This is a genomic window from Amycolatopsis sp. FU40 (assembly GCF_021903635.1).
GTDB lineage: Bacteria > Actinomycetota > Actinomycetes > Mycobacteriales > Pseudonocardiaceae > Amycolatopsis > Amycolatopsis dendrobii.
Genome location: NZ_CP091381.1, coordinates 6,243,206 through 6,264,012, shown reverse-complemented (window position 1 = coordinate 6,264,012; position 20,807 = coordinate 6,243,206). Strand labels below are relative to the sequence as shown.

Genomic DNA, 20,807 nt, shown 5'->3' with positions numbered 1-20,807 from the left:
GCGGCGGCCGATGTGGGAATCTCGATGCCGGCCCCCGCCCTGGCATGGCAGCATGTCCGCTCGGACCACGGAGCGCGGCGGGAACTTTCAGGAGGACGAGCGTGCGATTCGGACGCCGGCTGGGGCCGGTGCTGGCGCTGGCGGGAGTACTGCTCGCCGCGTGTTCGAACACCCCGCCGCCCCCGGTGGTCACGTCGGCCCCGCCGTCGAGCACGACCAGCGCGGCGTCGCAGTCGCAGATCGTGGTCGGCGTGGACGACGTGGTCGGCGGCTACAACCCGCACAGCATCGCGGACTCGTCGACGATCACCACCGCGTTGTCGCAACTGCTGCTGCCCTCGGTGTTCCGGCAGTCCGACGACGGCACGCGCACGCTCGACAAGACGCTGATGGTTTCGGCCGAGGTGGTCTCGCAGGTGCCGTTCACGGTCAAGTACGTGATCCGCCCGGACGCCTCGTGGTCCGACGGCGCCCCGATCGCCACCGAGGACTTCATCTATCTCGCCAATGCGATGAAGACGAATCCCGGCGTGATCGACCCGGCAGGCTACCGGTTGATCTCGGACATCGAATCCCGCGACGGCGGCAAGGGCGTCGAGGTCACCTTCAGCAAACCGTATCCGGCCTGGCAGACGCTGTTCGACAATCTGCTGCCGCAGCACCTGCTCAAGGACTCGCCCGGCGGCTGGACGAACGCCCTCGCGACGAGCTTCCCCGCGGTCGCCGGACCGTTCGCGATCAAAACGATCGACACCGCTCGCGGCGAAGCGACTCTCCAGCGCAATGACCGGTACTGGGAAAAGCCGGCCGCGGTCGACACCTTGATCCTGCGCCGCTCCGACGCGTCCGGCATCGCGACCGCACTGCGCAGCGGCAACGACCAGTTCTCCTTGACCCGCACCGATTCCACCGGTCTGCAACTGCTGAACGACCTGGGCTCGGCGGTCAAACTGCACACGGTGCCGCGGCCGCTGACCGCGTCGGTGCTGCTGCGCCCGGTGAGCGCCACGCTTTCCGATCCCCAGGTCCGCGCGGGCATCGCCGCGCTGCTGGACCGCGGAAAGCTGATCACGACCGGGGCGAAGGGCGGCCCGTCCGCGACGCTCAAAGCGGACGCCCAGGTCCTGCCGCCTTCGGCGAAGGGTTACGCGGCGACCATTCCGGCCGGTCCGCCCGCCGCGCCGGACGCGACCAAGGCCGAGCAGTACTTCACCGCCGCCGGGTACAAGAAGGAAGCCGGCGTGTGGCGCAAGGGAAACAAGACGCTGTCGATCGTGCTCGCGTCGCCCGGCGAACAGGAACCGTACGCGTCCGTCGCGAAGGAACTGGCGTCGGAGCTGGTCGCGGGCGGCATCGAGGTCAACCAGATCAAACCGCAGCCGCGGGATCTGTATTCGTCGCTGCTGGCGATGCCGGTGGTGAACGGGAAACAGCAGGCGAGCCCGGATTCGAACAGCACCGTCGGCGTCGACATCGCGGTCGTGGGCCAGCCCGTCGGCGGCGACCCGGCGACGGTACTGGCGTCCAGTTACGGCTGCGCCCCCGAACCCGCGCCGGTGGACAAGACGAAGCCCGTGATCCCGGCCAATCCCGCGGGAATGTGCGACCAAGGCTTGCAGGCGACAATCGACTCGGCTCTTACCGGTTCGGCGACTGTCACCGATTCGCTCAAGACGCTGGAACCGCAGCTGTGGTCCCAAAACGTCGTGATCCCGTTGTTCCAGGAAGCCGAGACTTTGGCGGTGGGCAAGGGAATCTCCGGCCTGACGCCTGGTCCGCCGATGCAGGGCCCGTTCGGCTCCGCGGTGAACTGGACTCGCGGCGCGACCTGATCCGGCACGCGAAAAAGGGGCCCCGCACGGTGAAGTGCGAGGCCCCTTTCCGATGCTGCGTCAGATCAGCTGCAGGCTTTCCGCGAAGTGGCACGCCACCGGGTGCGCGTGCCCCCGGTCGATCAAGGCGGGCTCTTCCGTCTTGCACTTTTCGCGGCCGGCGTCGTCCAGCTGGTTCGCGAACTTCGGGCACCGGGTGCGGAACCGGCAGCCCGACGGCGGGTTGGCCGGGCTGGGCACGTCACCGGTGATCACGATCCGCTGCCGCGTCCGTTCCTTGCGCGGATCCGGCACCGGGATCGCCGAGATCAGCGCCTGGGTGTACGGATGCGCCGGATTCTCGAACAGCTCCTCCGACGGCGCGGTCTCCACGATCTTGCCGAGGTACATCACCGCGATCCGGTCCGCCACGTGCCGCACCACCGAAAGGTCGTGGGACACGAACAGGTACGACAAACCGAGTTCCGCCTGCAGATCCTTCAGCAGGTTCAGCACGCCGGCCTGGATCGAGACGTCCAGCGCGGACACCGGCTCGTCCAGCACCAGCACCTTCGGCTTCAACGCGAGCGCGCGGGCGATGCCGATGCGCTGCCGCTGACCGCCGGAGAACTCGTGCGGGAACCGGTTGCCGTGCTCCGGGCGCAGCCCGACGGTCTTCATCAGGTCGCGGACCTGCTGCTTGCCGCCGTTCTCGTACAGCCCGTGGATGCGCAGCGGTTCGGCGATGATCTCGTTCACCGGCAGCCGGGGGTCGACCGAGGCGTACGGGTCCTGGAACACGATCTGCATGCTGCGCCGCAGCCGCTGCAGTTCGCGCTTGCTCATCGACGCGAGGTCTTTGCCCTCGTAGGTCACCTTGCCGCCGGTGAGCGGCTGCAGCGCCAGCGCCACCCGCGCGGTGGTCGACTTGCCGCAGCCGGATTCGCCGACCAGCGCGAGCGTCTCGTTCGGGTAGATGTCGAACGACACGTCCGACACCGCCTGCACCGCTCCCGAAACGCGGCGCAGGATGCCGCCGCCGCGGATCGGGAAGTGCTTGACCAGGTTCTGCGCGGAGAGGACGGGGGCCTGTCCCGCCGTGGCCTCGCTCATTGGTTCGTCTCCGTGTCGGTCGCGATGGCGTCCACGGCGACCGGGACGGCTGCCGCGTCGGCCGAGGTGGCGCTGAACAGCTCGGCCGGGTCCTTCCCGACGACCTGCTCGGTGAAGTGGCAGGCCGCGTGCTGGCCGTTCGGACCCGCGACGAGCTCGGGTTCCTCCTCGTCGCAGATCGGCTGCGACAGCGGGCAGCGCGGGCTGAACGGGCAGCCCGGCGGCATGTTCTGCGTGGCGGGCGGCGAACCGGTGATCGGCGTGAGCCGTTCGGTCTTCACGTCCAGCCGCGGCAGGCTGCCGAGCAGGCCCAGCGTGTACGGCATCCGCGGGTTGTAGAAGATGTCGTCGACCGTGCCGGACTCGACGACCTTGCCCGCGTACATCACGTGCACCCGGTCGGCCTGGCCCGCGATCACGCCGAGGTCGTGCGTGATCAGCACCATCGCCGCGCCGGTTTCCTTCTGCGCGGCTTGCAGTGCTTCGAGGATCTGCGCCTGCACCGTCACGTCGAGCGCGGTGGTCGGCTCGTCCGCGATGATCACGTCCGGGTTGTTGGCCATCGCGATCGCGATCACGACGCGCTGGCGCATGCCGCCGGACAGCTGGTGCGGGTACTCGTCCGCGCGCTGCTTCGGGTTCGGGATGCGGACCAGGTCGAGCAGTTCGATCGCCTGCTTCTTCGCGACGTCCTTGCGCACGTCGTGGTGCGCGGTGATCGCCTCGGCGATCTGGTCGCCCACGGTGTACACCGGGTTCAGCGAGGTCATCGGGTCCTGGAAGACCATCGCGATGCCCTTGCCGCGGACCCTGTTCAGTTCCTTCTCGTTCGACTTCAGCAGGTCCTGCCCGCCGAACCGGATCGAGCCGGACACCTTCGCGGTCTTCGGCAGCAGGCCCATCACCGCGAGCGAGGTCACCGATTTGCCGGAGCCCGATTCGCCGACGATGCCGAGCACCTCGCCGCGGCGAAGCTGGTAGTTCACGCCGCGCACGGCGCTGACCACGCCCTCGCTGGTCGGGAACTGCACGGTCAGGTCCTCAACGACGAGGACGGGATCGCCGCCGCGTCCTTGCGAGCCGTTCTGGGTCATGCGCGCACCTTCGTCTGCTGGGGGTCGAACGCGTCCCGCAGGCCGTCCCCGATGAAGTTGATCGTCAGTGCGATCAGGATGATGAAAATGCCCGGGAAGTAGAACAGCCACGGCCGCGTGTCGATCGCGGTCTGCGCGCTGCTCACGAGCAGCCCGAGCGAGGTGTCCGGCGGCTGCACGCCGAAGCCGAGGAACGACAGCGCCGTCTCGAGCAGGATGGCGATGGACACGAGGATCGTCAGGTTGACGATGATCGCGCCGAGCGCGTTGGGCACCAGGTGCCGGAAGATGATCCGGCTGTCGCTCGCGCCGAGCGCCTTGGACGCCTCGACGAACTCCTTCTCGCGCAAGGAAAGCACGACGCCGCGGGCCACCCGGGACACGTACGCCCAGTAGAGCCCGCCGATGACGACCGCGATCAGCCACCACGTGCCGCCGGACTGGTGGCCCAGCACCGCGGCCACCGCGAGCAGCGGCAGCGTGAGCACGAGGTCGGCGATGCGCATCAGGACCGTGTCGAGCCAGCCGCGGTAATAACCGGCGACCGCGCCCCAGACCGTGCCCACGACGGTCGCGAAGATCGCGACGAGGATCGAGATCTGCAGCGAGATCTGCGTCCCGCGCATCACCTGCGCGAGGGTGTCGTGGCCGACCGCGTCGGTGCCGAACGGGTGGTCGCCCGAGGGCGGGGCCGAGTTCTGCTCGGTGATGTCGGCCGCGTTGTACTTCCAGATCGCGGCTCCGACGTAGGCGAACAGGATGATCAGCACGAACACGACGAGGCTGATCATCGCGAGCCGGTGCTGCAGGAACCGCCGGAAGACCAGCTGAGCCTGGCTGCGCTCCTTGACCGTGAACTCGCGTTCCGGCGCACCCTTCGGGGTCTGCGGGTCGTCCGGAGCGAACCGAGCACCGCCCAGGGTGGTGGGCGGGGTGTCGAATACGTCGTTAGGCATAGCGGATCCTCGGGTCGAGCAGGCCGTAGAGCAGATCGGCGACCAAGTTGAGCAGGATGATGAACGTGGCGGCGATGAGAAGCCAGGCTTCCACCGCGTACACGTCGCTTCGCTTGATCGCGTCCAGCAGGAAAGCGCCCGCGCCTTGCCATTGGAACACGGTCTCGGTCACCACGGCGCCGCCGAGGATCGAGCCGATGTCGAGTGCGGTCACCGTGGTCAGCGGGATCAGCGCGTTGCGCAGCGCGTGCTTGCGCGTCACCGTCCAGCGCGGCAGGCCCTTGGCCCTCGCGAGGCGGACGTAATCGCTGTTGAGCACCTCGAGCATGGACGCGCGCTGGTAGCGGCTCCAGGCCGCGTAACTGGTCAGCGCGAGCGAGATCGTCGGCAGGATCAAGTGGCCGAGCACGTCGCCGAACTGGGCCCAGAACCCGCCCGCGGCGACCACCGACGAGGAACCGATGGTGTAGAAGACCTGGTCGCCGACCGTCGTGTTGATCGAGATGCCGATCTGCTTCAGCACGAGGGCGAACCAGAACGACGGCATCGACAGGAAGAGGAAGCCGAAGAAGGTCGCGGTGTAGTCGAACTTGGAGTACTGCCGCGACGCGCTGATCACGCCGATCAGCACGGCGAGGATCAGCGCCACCACCATGGCGAGCACGATCAGCCGCAGCGTCACGCCGAACCGGCCGAACACCTCGCTGCCGATGTTCATGGTGGACTGGACCGAGGGGCCGAAATCACCGTGCAGCACGCCGGTGATCCAGTGCCAGTATCGCTCGAGAATCGGCTGGTCGAGATGCAGCCGGATGCGTTCGAGCTCGATGGTGCGAGGGGGCGGCGGCGGGTTTCTCGCGATCAGCGGGGTCAACGGGTTGGCCGAAAGCGACACCATCACGAAGACGACGAACGTCGACACGATGAGGATCGGCACCGAGACGAAAAGCCGGCGCAGTGCGAAGGCAAGCATGGAGGTCTTCCTGCTCTGGACGGTGTTCTGCCGGCGCCCGCCGCTCGTGGTGGCAGGGCCTTGGCGACGTAACGGGGCAATCGTGGTGTTCGGGAACTAAAAGGGCAATCGTTCGCGGATACGGTGAAGGGCCGGCTTTGCGGCCGGCCCTTCACCGGTGCTCCTGCGGGAATCTACCGGTCGTTGATCACTTCCGGATGCCCCACTCCGCCATGTTGTACACCGGCCCGTCGAGGGTCGAGTTGTTGCGGATGTTCGCGATCTTGTCCGACGAGGCGATGAAGGTCGGCTTCTGGTACAGCGGAAGCACGTACGCGTCCTCGGACATGATCTGGTCGGCCTGGTTGAGCAGGTCCGCCGCCTTGGTCTGGTCGGTCTCGGCGTTGGCCTGCGCCATCAGGCTGTCGACCTGCGGGCTGCTGTACTTGCCGTAGTTGTTGCCCTGCCCGGTGCCCCAGTTCTGGATCGCGCCGCCGAAGGGGAACGGCGAAGCGACCCACGCGAACACGATGACGTCGTAGTCGCCGCTGGTGGTGGTCTGGCCGAGGTCGTCGGTGGACTGGACCTTCACCTTGACGCCCAGCTGAGCCGCGGTCTGCGCGAACAGCTCGCACTCGTTCTGCCGGATCTGGTTGCCGACGGTGTAGCGGATGCGCAGTTCGGGAACCGGCTTGCCGCTCGGGTCGCTCAGCTGGTTGTTGGCCAGCTTGTAGCCCGCGTCGGTCAGGATCTTCTTGGCCTTCTCGATGTCACCCGAGCCCTGGCCGGTCGCGCTCACCGTGTCCTTGTAGCCGGTCTGCTGCGGCACGAAGTTGTGGTTGTTGAGCGGCTCGACCTTGTTGGTGAACTGGCCGACGGTCTTGGCGATCATGTCCTTGCGGTTGACCGCGGTGAACAGCGCCTGGCGCAGCGGCTTCTGGGCCAGCGCCGGGTTCTTCAGGTTGAAGTCGAAGTGCTCCCAGGTCAGGCCGAGGCCGATGAACGAGGAGATGTTCGGCATGTTCTTGACCTGGTTGATCAGGTCGACCTGCGGCTGCGGGTAGATGACCTGCACCTCGTTGTTCTGCAGTGCGGTCGGCTCCTGCGTCGCGTCGGTGATGACGCGGAAGATGACGCTGTTCAGCTTCGGCTTCGCGCCCCAGTACTTCTCGTTCGGGACCTCGGTGACCGACTGGTTGTTGACGAACTTCGAGATCTTCCACGGGCCGCCGGACCAGGTCGGGACGGTCGTGCCGAACCACTTGAAGGACGACGCGAGGCCGGCCGGGGTGTTGGTGTCGCCGTGCTGCTTGGCCAGGTGCGCCGGGTACATCGCGCCGCCGGAGCTCCAGAGCAGCTTCCAGTCGGTGAACGGCTTGTCGAACACGACCGTCACGGTCTTGCCGCCGTCGGAACCGGTGACCGACTTGACCTGGTCGTAGCCCGCGGTGCTGGCCGCGGCGCAGTCGGGGCAGTCCTTGCCGTTCTGGACCTTGTAGTTGTAGATGAAGTCGTCGGCGGAGAACGGCGTGCCGTCCGACCACTGGGCCTTCGGGTTGAGCTTGTAGACCACCGTCTGCGGGCTGGTGCTGGTGACCTCGGCCGACTCGACGAAGTCCTTGTTCAGGACCGGCTTGAGGTCGGGGGTCGCGTAGAAGGTGTAGGGCAGCAGGCCCTTGGTGACCTCGCCGGTTTCGAAGACGTTGCCCTCGGCCGAGATGACGTTCCAGTTCGGGACGTTCTTCTCGATGGCGTAGGTGACGTCGCCGCCCTGCGTCAGCTGATCGGCCTGTGCCGCGTTGCAGGTGTTCGGGTTCTTGTCGCAGTCGGCGAATGCCTGCCCGGTCTGCACCGCGCTGTTGCCGCCTCCGCCACCACCGCATGCGGAGAGCAGAAGGGCCGCGCCCGCGACGAACGCGCCGAGTTTCGCGGCACGCGACCTAGTCGTCACTAACATTCATTCTCCTTGCTCGACGCCGTCGCGGGTTTGCGAGGCGGCTCTTCCTGACGCGCAAGCACCGATCGGTATCGCGTTGCTCACCGTAGCCGTGAAACTTAGGCATTGGACAGACGGCAAACCTATCGATCCGGACACTCTCAGTGAGATCGTTGCGGAACAGATATCTCGTGCCCCCTGGTTGCACCGTGGTTTCCGCACTTGATCGACTACGGTTAGTAGTTGATCACGGAAATTCGGAACCAGTTCGGGTGGCAGTTCGGTCCAGTGGGCCAATAGGCCCGGCGGACAATAACCGCCCCGTTCCGTACGCGGTACCCCAGCTAATGGAGTAGTCACGTGGCCGCGACGAACCCGAAGTGACAAGAAATTGGTCCGATCTCGTGAAGCGAAACAATGCGCCCGCCGCCGGACGCGGGCAGGACTGCCCGGACGGCGACCGGTACTCGGTGGGTGTTCCGAGCATCTTGCGTCCTCGTCCGCGCATTCCGAACCGCGGAACGTTCCGCGGAAGGGAACGCCCACGGTCCGGGACGCTGGTCCGACGTCGTGGGATGCGAATGCATTTTCCCGTGCACGCCGCGGGTTCGCGGCCTCCGAACGCCGCGCCGGGGGTCGGCCTCCCGGCCACGGACCCACCGGTCATTAACCTGAGGGCGTGAAGCGGAAGCTGCTGCTGGTCCACGCGCACCCGGACGACGAAAGCATCGCCACCGGCGGGGTCATCGCGCGTTACGCGGCCGAAGGCGCCGAGGTGTGCGTCGTGACCTGCACGCTCGGCGAAGAGGGCGAAATCGTCCCGCCCCGGCTCGCGCGGCTCGTCGCGGCGGAGGCCGACCAGCTCGGCGGATACCGATCCGGGGAAATGGCCGCAGCGGCCGCCGCGCTCGGCCTCGCGCGCCACGAGTACCTCGGCGGCATCGGCCGCTGGCGCGATTCGGGCATGGCGGGCACGCCCGCTGCCGCGCACCCGAGGGCGTTCACCGGCGGGCCGGCGGCGGAGCAGACCGCTCAGCTGCGCGAACTGATCGACGATTTCGCCCCGCAGGTAGTCGTCACCTATGACTCCTTCGGCGGCTACGGCCACCCAGACCACATCCGCGCGCACGAGATCACCATGGCGGCGGCCCCGGACGCCCCGTCTGTCCAGCGGGTCTTCCACGTGGTCCAGTCCGAAGCCGCGCTCACCGTCGGCCTGGCCGAACTGCGCGCCGACGGAACTTCACCGTTCCGGGTGGCCGCCGACGGCGAGCTTCCGTCCACTCCGGACGGCAAGATCACCACTGTGGTCGACATCTCCGCGCACCGGCAGACGAAGCTGGCCGCACTGCGCGCGCACGAAACCCAGCTGACCGTGGTCGACGGCGCGGTCAGCCACTTCGCGCTGACCAACAACATCGCGCAGCCGATCCCGTCCGCCGAATACTTCGTGCTCGCCCACGGCGACGCCGCCGGAGCCGGGACCGACCTGTTCGGCGGGTGGTGACGGTGTCCGCCCCGCTCACTCGCGACCAGTGGCTGATGCTGGTGCTGCTGGCGTTCGACGCGGTCGTGCTGGCGCTGCTCGAACTGTTCTTCCTCCCGCTGCGGCTCGGCCCGCTCGGCGAGGTGCCGTTCCCGATCACCGCGGTGGTCGGCGCGGTCACCACGCCGTGGCTCGTGCTGACCGCGGCGAAGCTCGTCCGCCCCGGGCTCTCGTTCGTACCGCTGCTGGTGTGGGTACTCGTCGTGTTCGGGGTCGGCCTGTTCGGTCCGGGCGGCGATGTCGTGCTCGTCCAGGACTGGCGCGCGCTGCTGCTGCTCGGCGCGAGTGCCTTGCCCGCCGCGTTGGTCCTCGGCGGCGGGCTCGGCCGGGCCGCGGCGAAGGGAGGCGCCCGTGTCTGAGGCCATTTCGGACCGTCAGGTCGTCGCGATCCTGCGCCCGTTCGTCCGTGCTTGCGCGCCGATGATCGACGCCCTGCGCGAGGCGGACCCGTTCGGCCTGCAGGCGCGGGCCCGGCGCGGCGAGGGCGAATTCTCCGACGCGGGCTTCAAGAAGAAAATGCTCCACGCGCTGACGACGGTGAAGGTGCCCGGCACCGCGGGATGGGCGGCGATGGACATCGACCAGCGCGCGAGCTGGTGGGTCAACCGCGTCGGCAGGCTCACCTCGCTGCTGACGTCGATCCCCGGACTCGGCGGCGCGCTCGCCGACCGGCTGCCGGTGCAGGACACCCTCGGCGCGGCGTCGCAGGGACTGGTGCTGTGCGCGATCGCGGGGGAGTACGGCGTGACCGACGTCGGCAGCCGCGTCCGGCTGATCGCCTCGGTGCTGTTCGAACGCGACATCGACGCCGACCTCGCGGCGGGCGCGAGCCATGACAAGTCCGCGAAGTCCGCAGAGGACAGTGAGACCGCGCGGCTCACCGAGGACCTCGACGAATCCCACCGCAAACACGGCAAGGTGACCGCGAAAGCCGTCGCCAGCACGCTCTGGCACCTCGGCAAATCGCTGTGGGGGATCACCGGCGAACTCGAGAAGCGCCCGCGCGGCCGATGGTTCCACCGGGTGCTCGGGATGCTGCCGGTGGTCGGCGCGGCGGGCGACTACCTCGGCGAGCGCTCCGGGCTCAAAAAGGTCTGGAAGCGCGCGCACGCGTGGCTCATGGCCCACCGGGAGTGGGCCTGAGCCCTCAGTGCCAGAAGAGGAACGCCTTCTGCCCGACGGCGGCCGCGATCGCGTTGCCGCCGAGCGGTTCGTAGATGGCCCCGGCGATCGTCCAGAGCAGATCCGACACCGGCCGGAAAAGGAAGAACAGCGCGAAGAGCACCAGCGGAGCCCACGGCCGCACCCGCGCGCCGAACGCCCGGGCTTGCGGTGAGAGGTACGGCTCCAGCGCGCCCCAGCCGTCCAGTCCCGGCACCGGCAGGATGTTGATCAGGAAGGTCATCATCTGCAGCAGCGCGAGGTACGACATCGCGTAGAAGAGGCCGGACGCCATCGGGATCAGCATCGTCGCGAGGCACAGCGCGGCGCCGACGGCGAGGTTGCTGAGCGGGCCGGCCAGCGAGGTCCACGACGCGGTGGCACGGTTGCGCAGCGCGCCGCGGTTGATCCACACCGCGCCGCCGGGCAGCGGGATGCCGCCGATCAGCAAGAAGATGAGCGGAAGCACGAAGGACAGGACGGGGTCGGCGTAACGCCGGACGTCCAGCGAGAGGTACCCCTTGTGAGCGATCTCGTGATCACCGCCGCGGAAGGCGACGAAGGCGTGCCCGAACTCGTGGAGCGTCAGCGAAGCCATCCAGCCGCCCAGGACGAGCAGCACGACGCCCGCGATGAACATCGGATCGCGGGAACCGAGAAGAGTCGTGGAATCACCGTATGCAGCCAGGAAACCACCGGCGACGGCGACGGCGAGGATGCCGAGGAAGATCGGGCTCGGACGCACTGCTGATCTCTGCACCCCACCAGTCTTCCGTATGCCCGGTGTGAAGTCTTCGGCGTGTCCCCTTGCGCACCCGGGCACAGAGATCCCCCGAACTCGCTACTCGGCTTGACCTGGCCGCACTACACAGGTGTAATCACAGTGATGTCATTCGCTGTCGGAGGGGGCAGCGGGTGTCGTTTCACCACCGCCAGCCTGGGGAGTGCGTAGGAGCGAGGAGGCGGACGTGCGGTTGGAAGCGGACAACAGGGAATGGGGGCACGTCGTGGGTTGGGGAGAGAACCCGGAGCAGCAGCTCGGGGATCTGACCGACCTTTTCGACGTCCCCGAGGAGCAGGACTGGCAGGAGCGCGCCCTGTGCGCGCAGACCGACCCGGAGGCGTTCTTCCCCGAGAAGGGCGGCTCGACCCGCGAGGCCAAGCGGATTTGCCTTGGCTGCGAGGTCAAGGACGACTGTCTCGAGTATGCGCTGGCGCACGACGAGCGCTTCGGCATCTGGGGCGGACTGTCCGAACGGGAACGTCGCAAGCTGAAGAAACGGGCCGTCTAAACGGGTTTCGGCTCCCCCGGTCCACGCGGACCGGGGGCGCGCCCCGTCGCCGGCTGGCGGCGAGCGAGTGCTGCGGCCGGTGCGCCACGGCGGGATGGGAGTCCTCGCCGAGGTGGCACCGGGCACATTCGCCAGACCCACGCGGCCCGGTCCGGCGGCGAGCGTGAGGGCGGAAGTGCCGTCACGGCCGCCGGAAAATCGGTGCTGTGCCGCGGTTCTCTTTGTGATCTTCGTCTTCCGCGCCGGAACCCCCGGGACGCCGCGGATCTCGCGGCCGAATCGGGTGCCGCCGGTCGCTCGCTTGAGTGCGGGTTCGGCACTCGCGGAATTTCTTTTGTCTCGGTTCGTCCACGCGGTGGGATCCGCCGGACGCGCGGCGTGGGCCGGTGCCCGCCCTTCGGCGCAGGCCGTAGGGTGACCGCACCCATCGTCCCGTCCGAGCAGGAGCCGTTCTTGCCTCGCACTGTCGTTCCGCCCGCTGTGCGGACGTTGCCCGTTCTGGCCATTGTGGTCTGTCACGACGGCGAAGAATGGCTGCCGCTGGCGCTTTCCGCGTTGCGGCGCAGCACAGTCCGTCCGCGGCACGTGCTCGCCGTGGACACCGGATCAACCGACCGTACCGCGAAACTGCTCGCCGACGCAGCGCAGCCGGGAGCGGCCGCCGAGGAGCCGGTGCTGTCCGGAGTTGTCACTCTGACGAGTGAAACCGGGTTCGCGGAGGCGGTCGCCGCGGGCGTCGCGCACGCGGTGGAACGGTGGGGCGACCCGGGAACCTGGCTGTGGGTGCTGCACGACGACTGCGCCCCCGAACCCGACTGCCTCGACCAGCTCGTCCGCGCCGCGGAGGAAAACCCGTCCGCGAAAGTGCTGGGGCCGCTCGGCACCGACTGGACCGATCCGCGGCTGATCGTCGAGGCGGGGCTGTCCACCGACGCCTCCGGGCACCGCCAGCAGATGGCCGCGCCGGACGGCGAACCCAGCGAGGTCCTCGCCGTCCCGAGCGCCGGATCGTTGGTGCAGCGGGAACTCTGGGACGCACTCGGCGGCTACGACGAGGACTTCCCGTTGCTGCGCGAGGATCTCGACTTCGGCTGGCGCGCCAACGCGGCGGGCTCGCTCGTGCTGTCGGTGCCCTCCGCGCGCGTCCGGCACGCTCGCGCCCTGTCCACCGGGCAGCGCACCCCGGACGCCGCCGGCCGTCCGCTGGCCGCGCTGAACCGTTCGCACGGCGTACGCGTCTTTCTCGTGAACTGCTCGGCCCCGTCGTTCTGGTTCGGGCTCGTCCGGCTGCCGGTCATGCTGGTGCTGCGCGCGTTCGTGTTCTTCGTGCTGCGGCGCACCACCGAAGCAGGCGCGGAACTGGCCGCGCTCGGATACCTGTGCGGGGGCAAGGGAAATCTCCGCACGGCCCGTGCGTGGCGGCGCGAGCAGCCGCGGCCGGGCACCGTCCGCGGGCTCTTCACGAGCCGGATCGCGAGGCTGCGCAACGCGATCAGCGCCGGGGTGGTCGGACTCGTCCGGCGCGGGGTACAGAGCGATGTAGCACTCGGGACGGTGCCGGAAAGCGTCGAGCAGGAGTCGGCGTGGATTCCGCCGGAGGCGCTCGCCGCGTCCGGCGCGCGTCCGGTCGGTCCGGACGCCTTGCCCGCCGGTGCGCTGCGCGGGCTGAGCACTCGCGGCCGGGGGCTGCGCCGTCCGGGCACGGTCGTCGCGGTCACGCTGCCGGAAGCCCCGGTGTCCGAAGAGGACACTGAGCCGGTCGAGGAGACCACGGCCCAGCCGTCGCCGTCACCTCGTCCGGAACCGGCCGCGCCGGAACCGGATCTGGTGTTCGTGGAGGTCAACCGGCGACGGGTGCTCGCCGCGACCGTCTTCGCGCCGCCGGTGGTGCTGGTCGTTCTGCTCACCGCGCTGGCTTTGGTGCTCAACCGCGGACGGCTCGGTCTCGACCTGTGGGGCGGCCAGCTGCTGCCGGTCGGCGGGCTCGGCGAGATCTGGTCGACGTACCTGTCGCCGTGGCATTCGGTCGCGGGCGGCACCGGCGCGCCCGCTCCCGCGACGCTGCCGGTGCTGGGCACGATCGGCGCGATCTTCGCTCCGATCGGCGGCCCGGCCGCGCTCGTGGCGATCTTGCTCATCGGCGACATCCCGCTCGCCGCGCTCAGCGCGTACGTCGCCACTCGCAAGCTCGCTGTGCGCCGCTGGGTGCGCGCTGCTGTTGCCGCGACGTACGCGTTGCTTCCTGCCGCCACGGCGTCGGTCGCGCAGGGGCGGCTTGATGTGGTTGTAGTGCATCTCGTGTTGCCGCTCGTGGTGGCGGGCATCGTTCGGTTGCTGACTCGGCCGGGGACGCGGTGGCTGCACGTCTCAGCGCTGTCGGCGTTCGGCGTCGCGTTGCTTGGGGCGTTTTCGCCGCTCGCGCATGGGCTTGCGCTGGTGGGTCTGCTCGTCGGGTTCGTGGTGTTGCCCGCGCCGTCCGGGCTGGCTCGGCGGGTGGCGTCGGTCGGGATTGTCGTGCTGTTGCCGCTGGTTCTGCTGCTGCCCTGGCCGACTGTGCTGCTGCGGCATCCGGAACTGCTGCTGCAAGGTCTCGGCGGTCCGGCGGCGCCTGCGTCGGCTACGGATCTCGCTGGGCTCACGCCGGGTGGGCCGGGAGCGTGGCCGATCGGGGTCGTGGTGCTCGCGGCGACGCTTGTCGCGCTCGTGGTGCGGCCGCGGAAGCAGGTCGTTGGCGGGCTGGCGCTTGCGGTGCTGGGGCTGATCGGCGTGGTGTTGGTGCGGCAGGTGCAGTTGACGCCGATGCAGGGCGGGGCGCCTGCGTCCGGGTATGCCGGGGTGCCGTTGCTCGTCGTTGGGGCTGGCCTGTTGTGGGCCGTGCTGGCGACTTGGCAGCGGGGTGGTTCGGCGATGCCTGCCGCGTGGCTGCCGAAGGTGCTGGCGGTTGCTGGGGTTGTAGTGGTGGCTGCGCTGGCTGCTGGGGCGGTCGCGACTGGTTCGGAGGGGCCGTTGACGGCGGCGGCGCGGCCGCAGCTCGCGCCTGAGGTGGCGGCGGATGTCGCGGCTACCGGACGGGCGGTGCTGGACGTCAGTGCTGGGCAGGTTCGGCAGACCGGGGGGCGGTTGGCGCTCTTTGGGGATGACGAGCTCGCGCCGGTCAAGGGAACCCCGGAGCGGTTGGCGGAGTGGCGGCGTGGGCTGGGACAAGGGGATGTCGCGGCGTTGAAGCGGGTGTACGCGGCTGCTGCGGCTTCAGGCGTGCAGTACGTGGTGTTGCCCGCGGGGACGGATGCTCGGGCGTTTGCTGCTGCGGCCAGTGATCTTGCCGCGGTGGCTGCGCCGATGTCGGACGGGCGGCCTACGTTGCGGTTGCTGCCCAAGTCCGGGGAGGTGGCGTTGATCTCGCCGGAGCTGGCCAAGCAGGCGGTGACCGGTGGGGGTGCGCCGGGGACCAACCCGGGGATTTCACCGGTGGCTGCTCGGTTGCCGGACGTCCGGGTGCGGGCTTCTGAGGGGCCGACTGGGCGGTTGCTCGTGCTGGCGGCTGAGCAGGAGGCCGGGTGGCAGGCCAGCGTTGACGGGAAGGCTGTGCCGATCGTGCCTGCCTGGGGGCATCAGGTCGCGGTGTCTGTGCCTGCGAAGTCTTCGGAGGTGTCGGTGACGTTTCCTGGGACTGAGCGGGGGTTGTTGCTGTTGGTGCAGTTGGCTGCGGTGTTGTTTACGGCGTTGACGGCTATTCCGTCTCGGCGGCGGGACTGAGAGGCTCGTCGCCTGGCAGCGACATTGCACCCGGGTGGTGCGTGGGGCACCCCGAAGGTTGATTGTGCTGGGCGGCTTCGGATCGGCTGCGTCCGTAGGCGGAGGGTCAGTCGCCTTCGATGACGTCTGGTTCTACGCCCAGGTAGCCGGCGACCTGCTCGACCAGGACGTCGTGGACTAGGTCCGCCAGTTCGGACGGGTCTTTGGCGCGGGCCTCGAGCGGGCGGCGGTAGAGGACGATGCGGGCGCGCGTGGGCAGGCCGGTTCGGTCGACTCCGGCGGGCACCAGGCGGGACAGGGGGACTGCTCCGTCGTGGAGCACGCCGTCTGCGGGGGCTCGGCCGTCCATGCGGACTTCGGGGACGTCGTCTACCGCTACGTCCAGTTTCGTCAGCTCGTGCCGCCAGCGGGCTTCGATGGGCTCCAGGGCGTCCAGCACCAGGGCGTCGAAGCGTTCCGCGCGGCTCGCGGCCGCGGGCAGGGACGCCGGATAGAGCGTTCCGCGCAGGCCCCGGCCGTGCCGGTCCCGTCGCAGCCGCTGCCGTTGTCGGTAGTCACGAGCCGTCGCCACCGTCCAAGTCTATGCGGTCGCCAGGGGAACGCGCGTGTCGCCGGTACTCGCTTGCGGCGACGCGCTATCGTTTCGGATCGTGCGGAGCGTACGGAAATGTTCGCGAACGGGTTGCCTCGAACCCGCTGTCGCCACGCTCACGTATGCCTACCAGGACTCGACCGCGGTCGTCGGGCCGCTGGCCACCGCTTCCGAACCGCATTCTTACGACCTCTGCGAGGCCCACGCGCTGCGGCTGACCGTCCCGAAGGGCTGGGAAGTCGTCCGCCACGAAGGGGCCTTCGCCGCTCCTGAGCAGTCCGCCGACGAGCTGACCGCGCTGGCCGAGGCGGTCCGCGAGGCCGGCCGCTCCGACGTCCCGCCCGCGCAGCCCGAGCCCGAAGGGCCCTCCGGCAGGCGCGGCCATCTGCGCGTCCTCCCGGGGCGCGCCTGAGCCGTCCCCCCGACCGGTAGGCTTTCGCCCGCGGCGCGAGTGGCGTCGCCACGGAACTAGCGGCGGGGAGAAGGCGTGCCAGACCTTTCGGGCATCGTGAAGGCCTACGACATTCGCGGCGTGGTCGGCGAACAGCTCGACGCCGCCCTCGTCCGGGACTTCGGGGCCGCGTTCGCGCTGCTCATCAAACCCGAGGCGCCGGCCGTGGTGATCGGCCACGACATGCGCGATTCGTCGCCGGAGCTGTCCGCGGCGTTCGCCGACGGGGTGACCTCCCAGGGCCTCGACGTGGTGTCGATCGGCCTGGCCAGCACCGACCAGCTCTACTTCGCCTCCGGCTCGCTCAACCTGCCGGGCGCGATGTTCACCGCGAGCCACAACCCCGCGAAGTACAACGGCATCAAGATGTGCCGCGCCGGAGCCTCGCCGGTCGGGCAGGACACCGGCCTCGCTGAGATCCGCGACACCGTCGAGCAGGGCGTCCCCGCCTTCGAAGGCCAGCGCGGCACCGTCTCCGAGCGTGACGTCCTCAGCGACTACGCCGCTTACCTGCGCAATCTCGTCGACCTTTCCGGCTCGCGGCCGCTCAAGGTCGTGGTCGACGCGGGCAACGGCATGGGCGGGCACACCGTCCCGACCGTCTTCGAGGGACTGCCGATCGACGTCGTGCCGATGTACTTCGAGCTCGACGGCACCTTCCCGAACCACGAGGCCAACCCGCTCGACCCGGCCAACATCGTCGACCTGCAGGCCAAGGTGCGCGAGGTCGGCGCGGACGCCGGGCTGGCGTTCGACGGCGACGCGGACCGCTGCTTCGTCGTGGACGAGCGCGGCGAGCCGGTCTCCCCGAGCGCGATCACCGCGCTGGTCGCGGTGCGCGAGCTGGCCAAGGAGCCGGGCGGAACGGTCATCCACAACCTGATCACGTCTAAGGGCGTCCCGGAGATCGTCGCCGAGCACGGCGGCAAGCCGGTGCGCACGCGGGTCGGGCACTCCTTCATCAAGGCCGAGATGGCCCGCACCGGTGCGATTTTCGGCGGCGAGCACTCCGCGCACTACTACTTCCGCGACTTCTGGCGCGCCGACACCGGCATGCTGGCCGCGCTGCACGTCCTGGCCGCGCTCGGCGAGCAGAACGGCCCGCTGTCCGCGCTCACCCAGGACTTCTCGCGCTACGCGGCGTCCGGCGAGATCAACTCGACGGTCAGCGATCAGGTCGCGCGGATGCTCGCGGTGAAAGACGCGTACGCGGGCAAGTCCGGCGTCCAGATCGACGAGCTGGACGGGCTCACCGTGCAGCTGCCCGGCGGCGCGTGGTTCAACCTGCGCCCCTCCAACACCGAACCGCTGCTGCGGCTCAACGTGGAGGCCGCCGACCGGGCCGCGGTCGAGGCGCTCACCGCCGAGGTGCTGGCCATTGTCCGGGCCTGACCGGCTGGCGCCGGATTGTGTCCGGAAGGCGCCCTCAACACCCCAACAACGCGTGGTATGGAGGAACTATGGCCATCACGCTTGACGCACAGCTGCTGGAGATCCTCGCGTGCCCGTCGCCGGATCACGCGCCGCTGCGTCCCGGCACGCCCGACGACGCCGAGGCCGACGCGCTGACCTGCACCGAATGCGGCCGGGTCTACCCGGTGCGCGACGGCATCCCGGTGCTGCTGCTCGACGAGGCGACGCTGCCCGGCTCGGCCGGGCCCGACGCTGACCACGGCGACAGTGCTTGACCATGCTTGACGATTCCCTGCTCGACGACTCCGCGCGGCTGGCCGACGCCGACCGCGCGGGGTTGCTGCGTGCTGCCGCGATGGCGGGCGCGCAGGTGCGGGCCACCGCCGAGGCGGCGGCCGAACTGGAGCTGAGCGAACGGCTGGACGTCGGGCGGCCGCGTTCGCTGGTGCTCATCGACCGGCCCGGGGTGAGCCGCACGCTCACCCGGCTGCTGGCCGCGCTGCTCACGCCGTCGTGCCCGGTGCCGGTCGTGGTGGCCGAATCGGTTCCGGCCTGGATCGGCGCGCTGGACGTGGTGTTCGCGCACACCGACGACGCGGGCGACCGCGAGCTGGCCGCTTCGCTGGAGCGTGCCGCCCGGTTCGGCGCGTCGGTGGTGCTGTCCGGGCCCGCCGAGGGACCGGTCGCGGCGTCGGTGGCGGGCAAGGGCGTGCTGCTCGCGCCGCGCGTGCCGGTGCCGCCGGAGCTGGCGTTCCCGCGCGGGCTCGCCGCCGGGCTGCTCACCGCGAACGCGCTCGGCCTGCTGGTCGCGGACGTGCAGGCGCTCGCCGACCAGCTCGACCTCGAAGCGGAGAAGGACTACCTGGCTCGCGAGTCGTTCGCCAATCCGGCGAAAGCGCTCGCGCTGCGGGTCGCGGACCGGGTGCCGCTGCTGTGGGGGCTCGACCCGGTCGCGGTGGCGGTCGGCGAGCACGCGGCGCACGCGTTCGCCGCGCACGCCGCGCTGGTGTGCGACGTGGAGGACTACCGGCAGGCGCTGGCCCGGCCGGCTTTGCGCCGCGTCGCACAATCGGGCGGCGCGGAGCGAGACATTTTCGCCGATCCGGACGACTCTCCTGGTGGAGTCGCGACGCGGGTGCTGCTGCTGTCGGTGCGGACCGGTCCGGCCACCGAGGCGGCCCGGTACCAAGCCGAGGAGTTCCTGCCGGGTGCGGACCTGATCGCGCCCGCCGAGGAGATCGAGGCCGACGAGATCGTCCGCGCCGCGGTGCTGGCGCTGCGGTTCGAGCTGGCCGCGGTGTACCTGGGGCTGGCGGCGGGCAGCATCGGCGGGGCCGGGAGATACGAACCGGCCTCCGCCTGAGGGAGCAGGGGGGAACGCGGGCAGGCGGTTCCGCCGCCGCGTGCGTCGGCCCAGTGCCGACGGGAAGGATTGGGAGTTGACAGTGGAGCTGTTGCGCAACGCCGTACGGCCCTACGCCTGGGGATCGCGAACGGCCATCCCGCAGCTGCAGGGACGTCCGGTGCCGGCGCCGCACCCCGAGGCAGAGCTGTGGATGGGAGCGCACCCAGGGGACCCGTCGCACGTGCTCGGCCCGGACGGCGCCGAACTGAGCCTGCTCGAACTCGTCGACGCCGATCCGGTCGGCCAGCTCGGCGAGGACTGCGCGCGGCGCTGGGGCAACCGGCTGCCGTTCCTGCTGAAGATCCTCGCCGCAGAAGAACCGCTGTCGATGCAGGCGCACCCGTCGGCGGCGCAGGCCGCGGAGGGACACGCCCGCGAGGAGAAGCTGGGCATCCCGCGCGACGCCGCGAACCGGAACTACCCCGACCCGACGGCGAAGCCGGAGCTGGTCTGCGCGCTGACGGAGTTCCACGCGCTCGCCGGGTTCCGCGACCCGAACCGCACGGTCAAGCTGCTGAAGGCGATCGAGACGCCGGGGCTGGGCAAGTACACCGGCCTGCTGGAAGCCCAACCGGATCCGGCCGGTCTGCGTGCGCTGTTCACCACCTGGATCACGCTGCCGCAGTCCGCGCTGGACGAATTGCTGCCGGAGGTGCTCGACGCGTGTGTCCGGCACGTCCAGGACCACGGCGAGTTCGCGACGGAATGCCGCACGATCCTGGAACTGGGCGAGACCCATCCGCGCGACGCAGGCGTGCTGGCCGCGCTGCTGCTCAACCGCCTGACCCTGCGCGCCGGTGAAGCGATCTACCTGCCCGCCGGGAACCTGCACCTGTACCTGCACGGCACCGCGGTGGAGATCCTGGCGAACTCGGACAACATCCTGCGCTGCGGCCTCACCCCGAAGCACGTGGACGTGCCGGAGCTGTTGCGCGTGGTCGACTTCGCGTGCGGAGAAATGCCGGTGCAGCACGGAGAATGCGCCGGCCAGCGGATGGCGGTGTACCACACGGACGCCCCGGAATTCGAACTGTCCCGAATGGAATGGGCGGCCGGCGACGACGCCGAGATCGAGGTCGATTCGGCCGGTCCGCAGATCCTGTTGTGCACCGAAGGGGATCTTCTGGTGCTCGCCTCGGACGGGGAGCAGGTGGAATTGCGCCGGGGGCAGTCGGTGTGGCTGCCCGCCGCGGATCCCGCGGTGCGGGTGCGGCCGTTGGGCGGGGAGCGGTCGCAGCTGTTCCGGGCTACCGCCGGGGCTTGCGAGCTGTGATCTGACCAGCTGATTGTCAGGCCCGGCGCTTCCCTCCATCGAGGCTCCTCTAGGCT

General features: G+C 69.6%; 18 protein-coding genes. 11 read left to right on the top strand and 7 right to left on the bottom strand.

The window, feature by feature from the left end; translation table 11 throughout:
- The first annotated feature begins 128 nt into the window (after nt 1–128).
- The gene (locus L3Q65_RS29285) at nt 129–1,832 is read left to right on the top strand and encodes an ABC transporter family substrate-binding protein (protein WP_370648229.1); all 1,704 of its coding nucleotides are present in this window, start codon (nt 129–131) and stop codon (nt 1,830–1,832) included.
- 60 nt (nt 1,833–1,892) lie between these two features.
- On the opposite strand, the gene L3Q65_RS29280 is transcribed toward L3Q65_RS29285, so the two are convergent.
- The 5 genes from L3Q65_RS29280 to L3Q65_RS29260 all read right to left on the bottom strand — a co-directional run bounded on the left by L3Q65_RS29280 (nt 1,893) and on the right by L3Q65_RS29260 (nt 7,883).
- Nucleotides 1,893–2,924: an ABC transporter ATP-binding protein gene (locus L3Q65_RS29280; RefSeq protein ID WP_182889973.1), complete on the bottom strand. Its 1,032-nt coding sequence runs from the start codon at nt 2,922–2,924 to the stop codon at nt 1,893–1,895.
- On the bottom strand, nt 2,921–4,018 hold the full coding sequence (locus L3Q65_RS29275) for an ABC transporter ATP-binding protein (RefSeq protein ID WP_182889974.1): 1,098 nt from the start codon (nt 4,016–4,018) through the stop codon (nt 2,921–2,923). The genes L3Q65_RS29280 and L3Q65_RS29275 overlap by 4 nt, the downstream gene beginning before the upstream one ends.
- On the bottom strand, nt 4,015–4,974 hold the full coding sequence (locus L3Q65_RS29270; RefSeq protein WP_237597182.1) for an ABC transporter permease: 960 nt from the start codon (nt 4,972–4,974) through the stop codon (nt 4,015–4,017). The genes L3Q65_RS29275 and L3Q65_RS29270 overlap by 4 nt, the downstream gene beginning before the upstream one ends.
- The gene (locus tag L3Q65_RS29265; protein WP_182889975.1) at nt 4,967–5,947 is read right to left on the bottom strand and encodes an ABC transporter permease; all 981 of its coding nucleotides are present in this window, start codon (nt 5,945–5,947) and stop codon (nt 4,967–4,969) included. Before L3Q65_RS29265 ends, L3Q65_RS29270 begins: the two co-directional genes overlap by 8 nt.
- A gap of 187 nt (nt 5,948–6,134) precedes the next feature.
- Nucleotides 6,135–7,883 carry an ABC transporter family substrate-binding protein gene (locus tag L3Q65_RS29260; protein WP_182889976.1) on the bottom strand — a complete coding sequence of 583 codons (1,749 nt, stop codon included), beginning with the start codon at nt 7,881–7,883 and terminating at the stop codon, nt 6,135–6,137.
- A 658-nt stretch (nt 7,884–8,541) separates the two neighbouring features.
- Between L3Q65_RS29260 and mshB the strand changes: the two genes are divergently transcribed.
- Genes mshB through L3Q65_RS29245 form a run of 3 tightly spaced genes read left to right on the top strand, consistent with a single transcriptional unit; the run spans nt 8,542 to nt 10,551 of the window.
- The gene (mshB, locus tag L3Q65_RS29255; RefSeq protein ID WP_182889977.1) at nt 8,542–9,369 is read left to right on the top strand and encodes an N-acetyl-1-D-myo-inositol-2-amino-2-deoxy-alpha-D-glucopyranoside deacetylase; all 828 of its coding nucleotides are present in this window, start codon (nt 8,542–8,544) and stop codon (nt 9,367–9,369) included.
- Nucleotides 9,366–9,767 carry a hypothetical protein gene (locus tag L3Q65_RS29250; RefSeq protein WP_182890256.1) on the top strand — a complete coding sequence of 134 codons (402 nt, stop codon included), beginning with the start codon at nt 9,366–9,368 and terminating at the stop codon, nt 9,765–9,767. Before mshB ends, L3Q65_RS29250 begins: the two co-directional genes overlap by 4 nt.
- Nucleotides 9,760–10,551 carry a hypothetical protein gene (locus tag L3Q65_RS29245; RefSeq protein ID WP_182889978.1) on the top strand — a complete coding sequence of 264 codons (792 nt, stop codon included), beginning with the start codon at nt 9,760–9,762 and terminating at the stop codon, nt 10,549–10,551. The genes L3Q65_RS29250 and L3Q65_RS29245 overlap by 8 nt, the downstream gene beginning before the upstream one ends.
- A 4-nt stretch (nt 10,552–10,555) precedes the next feature.
- Here L3Q65_RS29245 and L3Q65_RS29240 read toward each other — a convergent pair whose 3' ends face one another.
- A complete protein-coding gene (locus tag L3Q65_RS29240) occupies nt 10,556–11,314 on the bottom strand; it encodes a site-2 protease family protein (RefSeq protein WP_237600949.1) in 759 nt (252 codons plus the stop codon).
- 223 nt (nt 11,315–11,537) lie between these two features.
- Between L3Q65_RS29240 and L3Q65_RS29235 the strand changes: the two genes are divergently transcribed.
- Nucleotides 11,538–11,861: a WhiB family transcriptional regulator gene (locus tag L3Q65_RS29235; protein ID WP_037355639.1), complete on the top strand. Its 324-nt coding sequence runs from the start codon at nt 11,538–11,540 to the stop codon at nt 11,859–11,861.
- A 453-nt stretch (nt 11,862–12,314) separates the two neighbouring features.
- Entirely contained in the window at nt 12,315–15,617 is a 3,303-nt protein-coding gene (locus L3Q65_RS29230; protein ID WP_182889979.1) for a glycosyltransferase family 2 protein, read from the top strand.
- Between the two features lie 106 nt (nt 15,618–15,723).
- On the opposite strand, the gene L3Q65_RS29225 is transcribed toward L3Q65_RS29230, so the two are convergent.
- Nucleotides 15,724–16,188, bottom strand: a complete 465-nt coding sequence (locus tag L3Q65_RS29225) for a metallopeptidase family protein (RefSeq protein WP_009083045.1) — start codon at nt 16,186–16,188, stop codon at nt 15,724–15,726.
- 79 nt (nt 16,189–16,267) lie between these two features.
- Between L3Q65_RS29225 and L3Q65_RS29220 the strand changes: the two genes are divergently transcribed.
- The 5 genes from L3Q65_RS29220 (at nt 16,268) to manA (ending at nt 20,751) form a co-directional block, all read left to right on the top strand.
- Complete coding sequence (locus tag L3Q65_RS29220; RefSeq protein ID WP_037718335.1) at nt 16,268–16,621, top strand: DUF3499 domain-containing protein; 354 nt, start codon at nt 16,268–16,270, stop codon at nt 16,619–16,621.
- Nucleotides 16,622–16,696: 75 nt separating this feature from the next.
- A complete protein-coding gene (locus tag L3Q65_RS29215) occupies nt 16,697–18,052 on the top strand; it encodes a phosphomannomutase/phosphoglucomutase (protein WP_237597181.1) in 1,356 nt (451 codons plus the stop codon).
- A gap of 68 nt (nt 18,053–18,120) precedes the next feature.
- Entirely contained in the window at nt 18,121–18,348 is a 228-nt protein-coding gene (locus L3Q65_RS29210; RefSeq protein ID WP_101437810.1) for a Trm112 family protein, read from the top strand.
- A gap of 2 nt (nt 18,349–18,350) precedes the next feature.
- Nucleotides 18,351–19,436: a hypothetical protein gene (locus tag L3Q65_RS29205; protein WP_182889981.1), complete on the top strand. Its 1,086-nt coding sequence runs from the start codon at nt 18,351–18,353 to the stop codon at nt 19,434–19,436.
- An 82-nt stretch (nt 19,437–19,518) separates the two neighbouring features.
- A complete protein-coding gene (manA, locus tag L3Q65_RS29200) occupies nt 19,519–20,751 on the top strand; it encodes a mannose-6-phosphate isomerase, class I (protein ID WP_182890260.1) in 1,233 nt (410 codons plus the stop codon).
- Nucleotides 20,752–20,807: the final 56 nt, after the last annotated feature.